This is a genomic window from Serinicoccus sediminis (assembly GCF_004153545.1).
Taxonomy (GTDB): Bacteria; Actinomycetota; Actinomycetes; order Actinomycetales; family Dermatophilaceae; genus Ornithinicoccus; species Ornithinicoccus sediminis_A.
In genome coordinates this window covers 25494-40040 of record NZ_SDVA01000003.1, presented here as the reverse complement: position 1 = coordinate 40040, position 14547 = coordinate 25494, and the positions used below count along the sequence as shown (strand labels likewise).

Annotated in this window: 12 protein-coding genes; 6 read left to right on the top strand and 6 right to left on the bottom strand. The window is 73.1% G+C overall.

The window, feature by feature from the left end:
* The first annotated feature begins 104 nt into the window (after positions 1–104).
* The 3 genes from EUS26_RS03875 to EUS26_RS03865 are packed head-to-tail and all read left to right on the top strand — an operon-like array spanning position 105 to position 5769.
* Entirely contained in the window at positions 105–4052 is a 3948-nt protein-coding gene (locus EUS26_RS03875; RefSeq protein ID WP_130011877.1) for a multifunctional oxoglutarate decarboxylase/oxoglutarate dehydrogenase thiamine pyrophosphate-binding subunit/dihydrolipoyllysine-residue succinyltransferase subunit, read from the top strand.
* Positions 4049–5101 (top strand): GNAT family N-acetyltransferase, encoded by a 1053-nt coding sequence (locus tag EUS26_RS03870; protein ID WP_130011876.1) that lies wholly within the window; start codon positions 4049–4051, stop codon positions 5099–5101. Before EUS26_RS03875 ends, EUS26_RS03870 begins: the two co-directional genes overlap by 4 nt.
* Entirely contained in the window at positions 5098–5769 is a 672-nt protein-coding gene (locus EUS26_RS03865) for a GDSL-type esterase/lipase family protein (protein ID WP_130011875.1), read from the top strand. The genes EUS26_RS03870 and EUS26_RS03865 overlap by 4 nt, the downstream gene beginning before the upstream one ends.
* Positions 5770–5821: 52 nt before the next feature.
* On the opposite strand, the gene pheA is transcribed toward EUS26_RS03865, so the two are convergent.
* Together pheA and EUS26_RS03855 are read right to left on the bottom strand one after the other, a co-directional pair.
* Entirely contained in the window at positions 5822–6730 is a 909-nt protein-coding gene (pheA, locus tag EUS26_RS03860; RefSeq protein ID WP_130011874.1) for a prephenate dehydratase, read from the bottom strand.
* A 25-nt stretch (positions 6731–6755) separates the two neighbouring features.
* Positions 6756–8255, bottom strand: coding sequence for a sugar transferase (locus EUS26_RS03855; RefSeq protein WP_202865039.1), 1500 nt, complete (start codon positions 8253–8255; stop codon positions 6756–6758).
* A gap of 183 nt (positions 8256–8438) precedes the next feature.
* On the opposite strand from EUS26_RS03855, the gene EUS26_RS03850 reads away from it, so the two are divergent.
* Complete coding sequence (locus tag EUS26_RS03850) at positions 8439–8903, top strand: S24/S26 family peptidase (protein WP_337590208.1); 465 nt, start codon at positions 8439–8441, stop codon at positions 8901–8903.
* Here EUS26_RS03850 and EUS26_RS03845 read toward each other — a convergent pair.
* Genes EUS26_RS03845 through EUS26_RS03830 form a run of 4 tightly spaced genes read right to left on the bottom strand, consistent with a single transcriptional unit; the run spans position 8894 to position 12238 of the window.
* Positions 8894–9469, bottom strand: coding sequence for an arsenate reductase/protein-tyrosine-phosphatase family protein (locus EUS26_RS03845; protein ID WP_130011871.1), 576 nt, complete (start codon positions 9467–9469; stop codon positions 8894–8896). The genes EUS26_RS03850 and EUS26_RS03845 overlap by 10 nt on opposite strands.
* Positions 9466–9945 (bottom strand): tRNA (adenosine(37)-N6)-threonylcarbamoyltransferase complex ATPase subunit type 1 TsaE, encoded by a 480-nt coding sequence (gene tsaE, locus EUS26_RS03840; protein WP_130011870.1) that lies wholly within the window; start codon positions 9943–9945, stop codon positions 9466–9468. The genes EUS26_RS03845 and tsaE overlap by 4 nt, the downstream gene beginning before the upstream one ends.
* Entirely contained in the window at positions 9942–11123 is a 1182-nt protein-coding gene (gene alr / locus EUS26_RS03835) for an alanine racemase (RefSeq protein ID WP_130011869.1), read from the bottom strand. The genes tsaE and alr overlap by 4 nt, the downstream gene beginning before the upstream one ends.
* Positions 11120–12238, bottom strand: a complete 1119-nt coding sequence (locus EUS26_RS03830; RefSeq protein WP_130011867.1) for a 3-isopropylmalate dehydrogenase — start codon at positions 12236–12238, stop codon at positions 11120–11122. The genes alr and EUS26_RS03830 overlap by 4 nt, the downstream gene beginning before the upstream one ends.
* 97 nt (positions 12239–12335) lie before the next feature.
* Between EUS26_RS03830 and leuC the strand changes: the two genes are divergently transcribed.
* Together leuC and leuD are read left to right on the top strand one after the other, a co-directional pair.
* Complete coding sequence (gene leuC, locus EUS26_RS03825) at positions 12336–13772, top strand: 3-isopropylmalate dehydratase large subunit (protein WP_202865038.1); 1437 nt, start codon at positions 12336–12338, stop codon at positions 13770–13772.
* Positions 13772–14371, top strand: a complete 600-nt coding sequence (leuD, locus tag EUS26_RS03820) for a 3-isopropylmalate dehydratase small subunit (RefSeq protein ID WP_130011866.1) — start codon at positions 13772–13774, stop codon at positions 14369–14371. Before leuC ends, leuD begins: the two co-directional genes overlap by 1 nt.
* Positions 14372–14547 lie beyond the last annotated feature (176 nt).

The following is a 14547-nucleotide window of genomic DNA, read 5'->3' as shown; positions in this document are numbered from 1 at the left end:
CGCCCCTCCTCCTGCGACCCCTGGGGCGGGGGGATAGGCTGGGCGGCGCACATGCAGCGGACGCATGCTGGTAGTCACCGGACGTGAGATGAGGCGCTAACACCGTGGCCAACCCGCCGAGCAGCGACACCACCACCGACTTCGGAGCCAACGAGTGGCTCGTGGAGGAGATGCGTGAGCAGTTCGACCAGGACCCCGGGTCGGTCGACCCGTCCTGGCGACGATACTTCGAGAAGGGGGACCCGTCCCGCACGGGAAGCAACGGTTCGGCACCGTCCGCACGCTCCGAGGGTGGGGAGACGGGAGGCGGCCGCGAGGCCGCGAGCAACGGCTCCGGCCCGCGTCAGCAGTCCGCCACCACGCGACCGGCCCCGGCCTCCGGGCCCCGGGTGGCCCCGGCGCCCCCGCGCGAGACCTCCGGCCAGGGCAGCACGAGCGGTCCGGCCGGGAGGAGCGCCCCCGCGGGTGGGTCCTCCGGCTCCGACGCCAAGGACGGCGCCGCCCGCGAGGCCGCCGCCCAGGACGGGGACGCCGCCAAGACCACCGTCGAGGAGGCCCCGCGCGAGTCCTCCGCCAAGGCCACCACGCAGCAGAGCTCGAGCACGACCACGAAGGCACCGATGTCCCGCGAGGCCCCCGCCCCCAAGAAGACCGGCCCCCAGGAGGAGGTCACCCTGACCCCGCTGCGCGGGGCGGCGGCCCGGGTCGTCTCCAACATGGACAGCTCGCTGGAGGTGCCGACCGCCACCAGCGCCCGCAACCTGCCGGCCAAGCTGCTCATCGACAACCGCACGGTCATCAACAACCACCTGGCCCGCAGCCGCGGTGGCAAGGTGAGCTTCACCCACATCATCGGCTACGCCATGGTCCGCGCGCTGCGGGCGATGCCGGCCATGAACAACGGCTTCGCGGAGGAGAACGGCAAGCCGAACCTCGTCGAGCCGGCCCACATCAACCTCGGCCTGGCCATCGACGTGCCCAAGCCGGACGGCACCCGGCAGCTCCTCGTGCCCAGCATCAAGAGCGCCGAGGACATGAGCTTCTACGAGTTCTGGAGCGCCTACGAGAAGGTCGTCCGCAAGGCGCGGGACGGCAAGCTCACCCTCGAGGACTTCCAGGGCACCACGATCAGCCTCACCAACCCCGGCGGGATCGGCACCCTGCACTCGGTGCCCCGCCTCATGAAGGGTCAGGGCACGATCATCGGCGTCGGGTCCCTCGACTACCCGGCCGAGTGGCAGGGCGCCTCGACCGAGCGCATCCTCGCCAACGGGGTGAGCAAGATCCTCACGCTGACCTCCACCTACGACCACCGCATCATCCAGGGTGCCCAGTCGGGCGAGTTCCTCAAGATCATGCACCAGCTGCTGCTGGGGCAGGAGGGCTTCTACGACGACATCTTCACCTCGCTGCGCATCCCGTACGAGCCGATCCGGTGGAACCCGGACATCGCGGCCACCCACGACGACGACATCTCCAAGCCGAGCCGGATCCAGGAGCTCATCCACGCCTACCGGGTCCGTGGACACCTCATGGCCGACACCGACCCGCTGGAGTACCGCCAGCGTCGCCACCCCGACCTGGCCATCGAGAACCACGGCCTGACGCTGTGGGACCTCGACCGCGAGGTGCCGACCGGCGGCTTCGGCGGCAAGCCCCGGCTGAGCCTGCGCCGCATCCTGGGGATCCTGCGAGACACCTACTGCCGCACCGTCGGCATCGAGTACATGCACATCCAGGACCCCGAGCAGCGCGAGTGGTTCCAGGACAAGCTCGAGGTGCCTTTCGAGAAGCCGGCACCCGCGGAGCAGCTACGCATCCTGCGGCGGCTGAACGCGGCCGAGGCCTTCGAGACCTTCCTGCAGACCAAGTTCGTCGGGCAGAAGAGGTTCAGCCTGGAGGGCGGCGAGTCGGTCATCGCGCTGCTGGACAAGGTGCTCAACCGCGCGGCGGACGACGGCCTCACCGAGGTGACGATCGGTATGCCGCACCGCGGGCGGCTCAACGTCCTCGCCAACCTCGCGGGCAAGTCCTACGGTCAGATCTTCCGCGAGTTCGAGGGCAAGCAGGCCCCCGGCTCGGTGCAGGGCTCCGGCGACGTGAAGTACCACCTCGGCACCGAGGGCGAGTTCACCACCGAGGACGGCAAGACCACCCGGGTCTACCTCGCGGCGAACCCCTCGCACCTGGAGGCGGTGAACCCCGTCCTGGAGGGCATCACCCGGGCCAAGCAGGACCAGCTGGTCCGCGAGACCGACGCCGACCTCAGCACCGTCATGCCGGTGCTGATGCACGGCGACGCGGCCTTCGCCGGCCAGGGCGTCGTGCTGGAGACCATGCAGATGTCCGAGCTGCCGGCATACCGCACCGGCGGCACGCTGCACATCGTCATCAACAACCAGGTCGGGTTCACCACCGCACCGCAGCACTCGCGCTCCTCCGTCTACTGCACCGACCTGGCCCGCACCGTGCAGGCACCGATCTTCCACGTCAACGGGGACGACCCCGAGGCGGTCGTCCGGGTGGGCGAGCTCGCCTACGAGTTCCGGCAGAAGTTCGGCAAGGACGTCGTCATCGACCTCGTGTGCTACCGCCGCCGCGGGCACAACGAGGGCGACGACCCCTCGATGACGCAGCCGCTGATGTACGACCTCATCGAGGCCAAGCGCTCGGTCCGCAAGCTCTACACCGAGTCCCTCATCGGCCGCGGCGACATCTCGGTCGAGGACGCCGAGGCGGCGCTGCGCGACTACCAGCGCCAGCTGGAGAACGTCTTCACCGAGACCAAGAAGGCCCTCAAGGGCGAGAGCGACGACGACGGCGGCGGGCTGGACCGACCGCACTCGCACGACGACGGCAGCTCGTCCGGGCAGCCACGGCGCACGGCCGTGTCCGAGCAGACGCTCCACGCCGTCGGCGACGCTTTCGGCTCCCCGCCGGAGGGCTTCACCGTCCACACCAAGCTCGGCAAGCTCCTTACCTCCCGACAGGAGATGACCCGGAAGGGCGGCGTGGACTGGGCGATGGCCGAGCTCATCGCCTTCGGCTCCCTGGTCATGGAGGGCACCCCGGTGCGCCTCGTGGGCCAGGACAGCCGGCGGGGCACCTTCGTGCAGCGGCACGCCGTGCTCACCGACAACGGCACGGCCGCGAACTGGACCCCGCTGCACCACCTGAGCGACGACCAGGCCCCCTTCGAGGTCTACGACTCGCTGCTGTCGGAGTTCGCCGCCATGGGCTTCGAGTACGGCTACTCGGTGGAGAAGACCGACGCGCTCGTGCTGTGGGAGGCGCAGTTCGGCGACTTCGCCAACGGCGCTCAGACGGTCATCGACGAGTTCATCAGCTCCTCGGAGCAGAAGTGGGACCAGCGCAGCTCGGTGGTGCTGCTGCTGCCGCACGGCTACGAGGGGCAGGGCCCGGACCACTCCTCCGCCCGCATCGAGCGCTTCCTGCAGCAGTGCGCCGAGGACAACATGCGGGTGGCCTACCCGTCCACGCCGGCCTCCTACTTCCACCTGCTGCGGGCGCACGCGGCCGCCCGCCCGCGTCGTCCTCTCGTCGTGTTCACCCCGAAGGCGATGCTGCGCCTCAAGGCCGCGGCCAGCGCGGTGGAGGACTTCACCGGCGGCACCTTCGAGCCGGTGCTCCCGGACCGCGTCGAGCTCGACGCCGGGTCCGTGGACCGGGTGCTCATCGCCTCCAGCAAGCTGGTCTACGACCTGGAGGACGAGCGCCGCAAGCGCGAGGACGAGCGGACGGCGATCCTGCGGGTCGAGCAGCTCTACCCCGTCCCGGGCCGGCAGCTCGCCGCCCTCACCGCGCAGTACCCGGACGCCGAGCTGGTCTGGGTGCAGAACGAGCCGAAGAACCAGGGAGCCTGGCCGTTCATGGCCCTCAACCTGCCGGACGCGCTCCGGCAGCACGGCGAGGAACGCCCGTTGCGGGTGGTCAGCCGGCCTGCCTCGGCCTCCCCGGCGACGGGGTCGGCCAAGGTCCACGCCGTCGAGCAGGAGGCCCTGCACGACGAGGCCTTCTCCCGGCGCGCATGAGCGCCGCGACGCACGCCCCGGCACCCCTCCCGGAGGGCATGTCGGCGTACAGCCCGCAGGACTCGGACCTGGACGACCTGGTCCGACTGCTGCGGCGGCACGAGCACGAGGCCCGCGGGTGGCCCGGCGCGCAGAGTGACGCGGTCCGCGCCGAGGTGAGCGGTCGGGGCGCCAGCACGCACCGCCACGAGATGGTGCGCGACGCCGACGGCACGGCGCGAGCCTGGTTGAGCCTGCACGACCGGGCGGCCGGTCGCGTGCTGGTCGGCGTGACCATCGACCCCGACCTGCCGGACGAGCAGGCCGACCCGCTGGCCGCGTGGGCCTTCGACCGGGTCCAGGAGCTGGGCCGCGAGCTGCTCGACGAGCGCGGCATGGAGCGCACCCAGCTCGACTCCGGCGCCTTCGCCGACGACGAGCGCCAGCAGCGCTGGCTCCGGGCCGCCGGCTACGAGCACGTGCGCGACTGGTGGCAGATGACCCGGCCGGTCGACCGCACGGTCGACGCGGGGACGCCTGAGCTGCGCGAAGGCGTCGAGATCTTCCGGGTGCGCCAGGACGACGGCGTGGGTATGCCGGACGAGGAGGACCTGCGGGCCGTCCACCTCGTCCTGGAGGAGTCCTTCGCCGACCACTTCAACTCCTACCGCGAGACCTTCGACGAGTTCGTCTCCCGCCTGCGCGAGGACCCGGGTCACCGGTGGGACCACTGGTGGCTGGCCACCGTGGACGGCGAGCCCGCCGGCGCGGTCGTGGCGTCTATCAGCCGCGGCAGCATCGGCGAGGACGGGACGGCCTCGCCGGACAGCTCCTACATCGACTACATCGGGGTGCACCGCCGGGCACGGGGTCGTGGCGTCGCCAAGGGCCTGCTGCGCACCGTCATCGCCGACGCCGCGGCCCGGGGCCGGGCCTCGGTCGGGCTGGAGGTGGACGCCGACTCCCCGACCGGTGCCGACGGGTTATACCGCTCGCTGGGCTGGGACACCCGCTACGTCACCCAGTCCTGGCACCGACAGGTGAGCCTCGACCCGGAGGACGCGCGGTGAGCGTGGCCGACCAGGGCGGCCGGGTCGAGCTGGAGTACACCCCCAGCGCCGACTTCCAGGTCGCGGACGGGCCGCGGGACATCGGGCTGTGCTTCGTCGGCGACGGGTTCGTCGCCGGCTACGGCGACCCCAAGGCCCTCGGCTGGGTCAACCGCGTCGTCGGCCGCACCGACCGCGGGGGCACCGACACGGACGTCACGAGCTACAACCTGGGGGTCCGCGGCGCCAGCTCGGCCGACGTGATGAACCGTTGGCGGTCCGAGTGCCCGCCCCGCTGGCAGGGGCGCGGCGAGCGTCGTCTCGTCGTCGGGGTCGGCGCCGAGGACGTCGCCCAGGGCATCACCACCGCCCGGTCCCGGCTCAACCTCGCCAACGTCCTCGACGAGGCCAGCTCGACGGGCATCGCCACCTTCGTCGTGGGCCCCACCCCCACCCTCGACGCCGAGGTCAACGCCAGGCTGCAGGCGCTGGCTGACGCGCTCGCCGACGTGTGCGCGCGGCGGGGGGTCCCCTTCGTCGACTGCTTCACCCCGTTGCTGGGCCACGACCAGTGGCAGTCCGACCTCGCCGCCGGGGACACCGTGCACCCGGGGCAGGCCGGTTACGGGCTGATGGCCTGGCTCGTGCTCAACGGCGGGTGGGCCGGCTGGCTCCGGCTGGAGGGCTGAGCCTCCTGCGCATCCCGGCAGCGGCGGCCCTGCTCGTCGCAGGGCCCCCGCGTCACAGCCCCTCGAGCCAGGAGCGGGCCTCGGCGTAGGCCTGCTCGTCGGCGTGCACGGGCACCGGCCCGACCTTCTTGTCGGCCCGCGGGTAGGAGCCGAGGAACCGCACGTCCCGGCAGGTGCGGCGCAGCCCCAGCAGCGCCTCGCTCATCCGTGGTTCGGAGGCGTGGCCGTCGGCGTCGATCCAGAAGCAGTACTCCCCCAGACCCTCGCCCGTCGGGCGGGACTCCAGCCGGGTGAGGTCGATCCCTCGGACCGCGAACTGCTCGAGCAGCTCCAGCAGCGCGCCGGGCCGGTTCTGCCAGATGAGGGCCACTAGGGTCGTGCGGTCGGCGCCGGTCGGTGCCCCCAGCGGGGTGCCGTGCCGCAGCACGACGAAGCGGGTGAGGGCGCCGGCCCGGTCGGCGATGCGCTCGGCCAGCCGGTCCAGGCCGTAGGACCTCGCGGCCTCGGTGGAGGCGATGGCGGCGTCGTAGGTCCCCTCGGCGACCGCCTGCGCGGCCCGCGCCGTGGACGACTCCGGCACCAGCTGCGCGTCCGGGAGGTGCCGGGCCGACCAGCCACGCGTCTGGGCCGCCGCGTGGGGGTGGGTGGCCACCACCCGCACGTCGTCCAGGCCCGTCCCCGGGCGGGCCAGCAGGTCGAACTGCACCTCGACGAGGATCTCCTCCACGACGCGCACGCGGTCCTGGTCGAGCAGGGCCTGCAGGGTCGCGGGGACCGACCCCTCGACCGAGTTCTCGAACGGGACGACGGCGGCGTCGGCCTCCCCCGACACCAACCGCTGGACGGCCTCGGCCACGGTCGGCACGGGCGTCGCCTCGTGCTCCGCCGCGGTGTCCCACTGCCGCACCGCCTGCTCGGTGAAGGTGCCGGGGGGACCGAGGTAGGCGATGCGCGAGGTCACCCCGGCACCCTAGCCGAGCACCCGGTCAGTAGGCCCCGCTCTCGGTGCTCACCACCACGCGCGCCGTGCGCCACATGATCATGAGGTCGAGGATGGGGTTCCAGTTCTCCACGTAGTAGAGGTCCAGACGGACCGCCTCGTCCCAGGACAGGTCGCTGCGTCCGCTGATCTGCCACAGCCCCGTCATCCCGGGTCGCACGAGGAGCCTGCGGTGGGTGTCCTCGGCGTACTCCGCCACCTCGCGGGGCAGCGGCGGCCGGGGCCCGACGAGGCTCATCTCGCCCCGGAGCACGTTGAGCAGCTGCGGCAGCTCGTCGAGGGAGTACCGCCGGATGAAGGCACCCACCTTGGTGACCCTGGGGTCGTGGTGCATCTTGAACAGCGGACCGGACCCCTCGTTGGCGGCCGCCAGGTCGGCCAGGCGGGCCTCCGCGTCGAGCACCATGCTGCGGAACTTGAACATCGAGAAGGTGCGGCCGTCCTGGCCCACGCGCTCCTGCCGGAAGAGCACCGGCCCCCGGTCCTCCAGCTTCACGGCGAGGGCCACGGCCAGCATGACCGGGCCGAGGAGCAGGGTGACGGCCACGGCGGCGAGGCGGTCCATGACGTTCTTGAGGACCCGCGCCGGGCCGACGAAGCGGGGGGCCTCGACGTGGATGAGCGGTAGCCCCTGCACCGGTCGCGTCAGCACCCGCGGGCCGGCCACGTCCATGATCCCGGGCGCGACCACGAGGTCGATGTCGGTGGCCTCGAGGGCCCAGCCGAGCTGACGCAGGCCCGTGGTGCCCAGACCCGCCGAGGAGGAGACCGCGACGACGTCGACGTGGTGCTCGAAGGCCATGAGGAGCACATCGGACTCCGGCCCCAGCACCGGCACCCCGGCGACCTCGCCGCTGGCGTCGTCCACACAGGCGCCGAGGACCTGGTAGCCGGCGTCCGGGGCGCGTCGCAGCGCCCCGACGAGGCCGGCCACGTGGTCGGCGTCGCCGACGAGGATGACCCGGTCGGACAGCTCACCGCTCTTGCGTCGGCTGACCAGCCACCGTCGGGCGCCCCAGCGACCCGTCAGCAGGAGCAACGTGCCGATCGGGTAGGCCAGCAGGACGAACCCGCGCGCGAACTCGATCTGGAAGGCGAACCCGAGGATCGCCAGCGCGGCGAAGACCCAGGTCGAGCCCTGGAAGACCTGGCGGTACTCCTGGGCGCCGTGCCCGACGGTGCGCCCGTCGTAGGCACGTTGAATGTTCAACGAGAGGATCCAGGCCACCACCAGGGCCAGGGCGACGTAGCCGTAGCCGATGCCGGCCCCGCTCACCGTCCGCTCGTCCGGCCCGAACCGGGCGAAGTAGGCGACGAGGACCGCCACGGTCACCAGGACCAGGTCCAGCATCTTGAGCGTGGTGAGGTAGCCGCTGAGGTAGCGACGGGCCCGGTGCGGCGCCTTGCGGCCACCGTGCGGGAAGCCTTCCGACGGCCGCAGCGCGTCGGGCATGACGAAGGGTCGTGCGTCGAAGACGCGGGACACGCTGGTGTCCTGCGTGTCTCTGAGTACGGTTCCTGGTGCTGTGCCTGTGATCACGGTCACGGGAGTTGCCTGCCTGTCCCTGCGCGAAGAATGCTCTCCCCAGAGCAAATCTCCTTGCCAAATCTTTACCTACTTCTCAGTTAACCACTCAACCGTCGGGTACGTCTACCCCGATCGCCCCCGGTGTTTCCCTGCCGGACCTCTGCTGCTTCCCCCCGGTCTGCCCAGTGGTCGTCCGGCGCTCACCCTGCGTGCCCTACGGTAGCGCTCGTGCCTCCTCCCCGGAACCGACCCCGCCGGCTCGGCCTCGCCAGGGTCGTGGGCTCGTCCATGGAACCCACCCTCCGGGCCGGGGACACGGTGCTCGTCCTGCACGGGGGGTCGCCCAGGGTCGGTGCGGTCGTCGTCGTCACGCTGCCACCCGACCGGGCCGGCGCCCCTCGGCCGGTGGCCGTCAAGAGGCTCACGTCCCTGCGCGGTGATGGTGCGCTCTGGGTGCGCTCCGACGGTGCCGGCACGGACTCCCGACAGCTCGGCCACCTGGCGCCGGACGCGCTGGTGGCGGTGGCCCTGCTCCGCCTGCCCCGCCTCCGGCCCCTCCGGGGGCCACGTCGCCTACGCCGGGCGGCCCGCGCCGCTCAGCGCTGACGCAGGGCCCGGGCCAGGTCGGGCAGGACCTCGCGCACCTGCTGCTCGAGCTCGGCATACACCTCGTCGGACCGGCGGAACGGGTCGACCAGACCGGTCGTCGGTGGCCTCCCGACCTCACCACGCCGGGCCCGCGCGGCCTCGGCCAGCGCCGCGAGCGCCCCCGCCGGCTCCTCCCAGCGGGGCAGCCGGTCGTCCGGGACGGCGCTGCACAGGGCGGCGAGCTCGTGCACCGTGAAGGTGCGCCGCAGCGCGCGGGGGTCCAGGCTGACCACGGCGGACCGGTGCTCCGGCGTCGCGGTGAGGACCAGGTCGGCCCCCGCCACGACCTGCTCGCTCAGCGCCCGGGCCGCGAAGCCCTCCGGGTCGCCGCCCAGCCGCTCGAGCAGCTGCGCGGAGCGCTCGTCCATGGGCGAGCCCACCAGGGCCCTGGTGCCGGCCGAGCGGACCGAGACGACACCGGACCCGTGCGCGGCGTCGACCTCGCGCTGGAGCAGCCGCTCGAGCATCGGGGACCGGCAGACGTTGCCGGTGCAGACGACGAGGATGGTCGGGGTCCCGCTCACCGCTCCTCCTCCAGCACGGCCTGCGCCCACCTCGGGCCCTGGCCCCGCAGCACGGCGGTGCGGGTCTGGTCGTCGGCGGCGTCGCTGCCCGAGCGCTGCAGCAGGACCTCCAGCCGGTCCTGCGCGAGCACCTCGGCGAGCCCCTCCCCCCACTCGACCACGGTCACGGACTCCTCGAGGGAGGTGTCGAGGTCGAGGTCGTCGAGCTCGGCACCGTCCCCCAGGCGGTAGGCGTCGACGTGGACCAGGTCCGGGCCCCCGACCGTCGAGGGGTGCACGCGGGCGATGACGAAGGTCGGCGAGGTCACCGGCCCCCGGACCCCCAGCCCCTCCCCCAGGCCCTGGGTGAAGGTGGTCTTGCCCGCACCCAGGTCGCCGGTGAGGACCACGAGGTCGCCGGCCCGGAGCCGCGACCCGAGGCGCCGGCCCAGGGCACGGGTGTCGTCGGCGGTGGGCAGCTCCACGGGGCCGTTCACCGTCCCGCCTGCCCGACGTGGCGGCGGGGCAGCCGTGGCCCGAACCTGCTGACGATCTCGTAGCTGATGGTGCCGGCCGCCTCGGCCCAGTCCTGGGCCGTCGGTGCCCCGTCGGCCCCCGTGCCGAAGAGGACCACCTCGTCGCCCGCCTGCACCGGCAGGTCGCCGACGTCGACCACGAACTGGTCCATGCAGACGCGGCCCGACACCCGGAACCTCCGCCCACCCACCTGCACCGGGCCGACGTTGGACGCGTGGCGGGGCACCCCGTCGGCATACCCGACCGGGACGTCGACGACCGTGGTGGCCCGCTCGGGGGCGTAGGTGTGACCGTAGGAGACCCCCTGCCCCGCCGGGACCCGCTTGGCCACGGCGACCTGCGCGCTCACGGTCATGGCCGGACGCAGGCCGAGGTCGGCGGCCGAGGCGACGTCGGGGACCGGAGAGAGACCGTAGACCGCCAGCCCCGGCCGGACCATGTCCCACGCGGCACCCGGCGTGGTGAGGGTGGCGGCCGAGTTGCTGAGGTGACGCACCTCGAGGTGCAGGCCCGCCCCCTCGGCGAGGCGTACCGCGTCGGCGAAGGCCTCCCGCTGCGCCCGGACGGTGGGGTGGCCCGGGGCGTCGGCGTAGGCGAAGTGGGAGAACACCCCGACGACCCGGACCGCCCCCTCGGCGGCCAGCACGGCGGCGTGCCGGACGAGGGCCTCGAAGTCGGTGCGCGGGTCGCCGTCCGTCACCGGCAGCGCGAAGGCGCCACCGCGGGCCAGGCCGGTGTCCGCCTTGAGCTGCACCTGCGCGGGACGACCCGACCGCCGGGCCGCGGCCGCGAGCAGGTCCAGCGCCCAGGGCGCCGAGGCCGCCACCTGGACGTCGGCCGCGAGCAGCGCGTCCGCGTCGACCGCGGGCGTCAGCAGCCAGCAGAGGACCGGCGCCTGCACCCCCGCCTGCCGCAGGGCCAGCGCCTCCGCCGGCTGGGCGACCCCGAGCGCCGCCGCGCCGCCGGCGAGCGCGGCGCGGGCGCTGGGCACCAGCCCGTGGCCGTAGGCGTCCGCCTTGACCACGGCCATCACCTCGGCGGATCCGGCGCGCTCGCGGAGCACGCCCACGTTGTGGGCGATGGCGTCCAGGTCGACGGTGACCTGTGCCGGCCAGGGGCCCGGGTCCGGGTCGCTCACGGCGACATCACCCGGGCGAGCTGGCTCATGAGGCTGCCCTCGACCGCCGGCGTGGAACCGTCCCGCACGAGGGCCGCGACCCGCTGGCCCAGCTCGGCCGTGCTCGCCCCCATGCCTTCACCGGCGAGCGCCGGCAGGTCGGCGAGGACCCGCGCCGTGGCCGCCTCGACCGACGCCGCCGCCTCACCCTCGCCCAGGTGGCCCAGCATGAGTGCCAGCGAGAGGCAGGCACCGGCCGGGTTGGCCCAGCCGCGCCCGGCGATGTCGGGGGCCGAGCCGTGGACGGGCTCGAACATGCTGGGCGCCTCGCCGCCCAGGTGCAGGTTGCCGCTGGCGGCCACCCCCAGCCCGCCCTGCAGCACCGCCCCCAGGTCGGTGACGATGTCGCCGAAGAGGTTGTCGGTCACGACCACGTCGAAGCGTTCCGGGCTCACCGGCAGGTGCATGCACATGGCGTCGACGTGGACGTAGTCGGTCTCGACGTCCGGGTAGCGCTGGCCCACCTCCTCGACGACCGCCGACCACAGGGCACCGGCCTCGACCAGCACGTTGGTCTTGTGGCACAGCGTCAGCCGCTTCCGGCGGACCGACGCGAGCCGGTAGGCGAAGTCGACGGCCCGCTCCACGGCATACCAGGTGTTGACCGACTCCTGCACCGCCGTCCAGGCCGGTGTCCCGCGGTGGACCGCGCTGCCCTCGGCGACGTAGGAGCCCTCGGTGTTCTCCCGGACGACGACGAGGTCGCAGCGCTGCGGCGTGAGCCCGTCGACCGGCGTCGGCACCCCGGGGTAGAGCCGCACCGGGCGCAGGTTGATCGCCTGCCGCATGGCCCCCCGCAGCGCGAGGATGATGCCGCGCTCCAGCACCCCCGGGCGTACCCGGGGGCTGCCGATCGCGCCGAAGAGGATGGCGTCGTGCGCGCGCAGCCGCTCGACCATGTCGTCGGTGAGCAGGTCGCCGGTCTCCAGGTAGTGGTCGGCGCCGAGGGGGACGTCGGTGCGCTCGGTGCTGAAGCCGAAGACCTCCTGCGCTGCGTCGAGGACCTCCAGGGCCGCCGCGGTCACCTCCGGACCGACGCCGTCACCGGGCAGCACTGCGATGGAGTGGGAGCGCATGAGTCGTGGGACCTCCGTGACGTCACGTCAAGGGATGGGCTTACAGTGGCGACATTGTCGCGCACCACCCCCACCAGCGAGACGGAAGGGTCGCCCCATGTCCGAGTCATCCGGGCTGACGATGGCCGAGAAGCTCTGGGCCCAGCACGTCGTGCGCTCCGTCGACGGAGAGCCCGACCTGCTCTACATCGACCTGCACCTGGTCCACGAGGTCACCAGCCCGCAGGCCTTCGACGGGCTCCGGGAGAAGGGGCGCCCGGTGCGCCGCCCCGACCTCACCCTGGCCACCGAGGACCACAACGTGCCGACCACGCTCGGCCCGGTCACCGACCTGACCTCGCGCACCCAGCTCGAGGCGCTGCGGACCAACTGCGCGGAGTTCGGGATCGTCCACCACGAGCGGGGGCGGCGGGGGCAGGGCATCGTCCACGTCATCGGCCCCGAGCTCGGGCTCACCCAGCCCGGCATGACCATCGTGTGCGGCGACAGCCACACCTCCACGCACGGCGCGTTCGGTGCGCTCGCCTTCGGCATCGGCACCTCCGAGGTCGAGCACGTGCTCGCCACGCAGACCCTGCCGCTGCGGCCGTTCCGCACCATGGCGATCACCGTGGACGGGCCGTTGCCCGAGGGCGTGGGGGCCAAGGACATCATCCTGGCCGTCATCCACCGGATCGGGACGGGCGGTGGCCAGGGCTACGTGCTGGAGTACCGCGGGTCCGCCATCGAGGCGCTCTCGATGGAGGGCCGCATGACGATCTGCAACATGTCCATCGAGGCCGGGGCCCGGGCGGGCATGGTGGCGCCGGACGAGACGACCTTCGCCTACCTGCGCGGGCGCCCGCACGCCCCCTCGGGCGCCGACTGGGACGCCGCCGTGGCCGCCTGGCGGGAGCTGCCCACCGACGACGACGCCGTCTTCGACGCCGAGGTGGTCATCGACGCGGCGACGCTCTCCCCCTACGTCACCTGGGGGACCAACCCCGGCCAGTCCGTGCAGCTCGGCGAGGCCGTGCCCGACCCGACCGCGGCCGGGGACGACGACGCGCAGGACACCGCCCGTCGCGCCCTGGACTACATGGGTCTCGAGGCCGGCACCCCCATGCGCGAGATCGCCGTGGACGTCGTGTTCCTCGGCTCCTGCACCAACGGGCGCATCGAGGACCTGCGGCTGGCGGCCGACGTCCTGCGCGGCCGGCAGGTCGCCGACGGGGTGCGGATGCTGGTCGTGCCCGGCTCGCACGCCGTGCGCCAGCAGGCCGAGGAGGAGGGTCTGGACGAGGTCTTCACGGACGCCGGGGCGGACTGGCGCCTCGCCGGGTGCTCCATGTGCCTGGGCATGAACCCCGACCAGCTGGCGCCCGAGGAGCGGTGCGCCTCGACCTCCAACCGCAACTTCGAGGGCCGCCAGGGGGCGCGTGGGCGCACCCACCTGGTGTCTCCCGCGGTGGCGGCGGCGACCGCGGTCCGCGGCACCCTGTCCTCCCCGGCCGACCTCGAACCCGCCGACGCCCGACAGGAGGTGACGGTCTGATGGACGCGTTCACCACGCATACCGGGATCGGCGTGCCGCTGCGCCGGTCCGACGTCGACACCGACCAGATCATCCCGGCGCACTGGCTCAAGCAGGTCTCCCGGACCGGCTTCGACCGCGGGCTGTTCTCGCGCTGGCGCGAGGACCCCTCCTTCGTCCTCAACACCGAGCCGTACGCGCGGGGCTCGGTCCTCGTCGCCGGCCCCGACTTCGGCACCGGATCCAGCCGGGAGCACGCGGTGTGGGCGCTGCAGCAGTACGGCTTCCGGGCCGTGCTCTCGAGCAGGTTCGCCGACATCTTCCGCGGCAACTCCGGCAAGCAGGGGCTGCTCACCGCCCAGCTCGACCAGGGCGACATCGAGCTCATCTGGAAGATGCTGGAGGCAGAGCCGGGCACCGAGATCACCGTCGACCTGCCCGCCCGGTCCGTCACCTGCGGCGACCTCGTCACCACCTTCGAGGTCGACGACTACGTCGCCTGGCGGCTGGAGAACGGCCTGGACGACATCTCCCTGACCCTGGGCCACGAGGACGACATCGCGGCCTTCGAGCGCGGCCGACCCTCCTGGAAGCCGACGGTCACCTCGGCCGTGGACTGACACCGAGCGGCAGGGCCGGCGCGGTGCGCGGCAGACGCAGGCGGCAGGCGGCATACCAGGCGCCACATTGACACCCGGCCCCGGCCGTTCCTATCGTGGGCCCTTCGAGGGGAGTATTTCCCGAACGTCGCGTCGGTCACTACGCGGGGCCCGAGCCCCGCTCGGCGCGCGCCCTG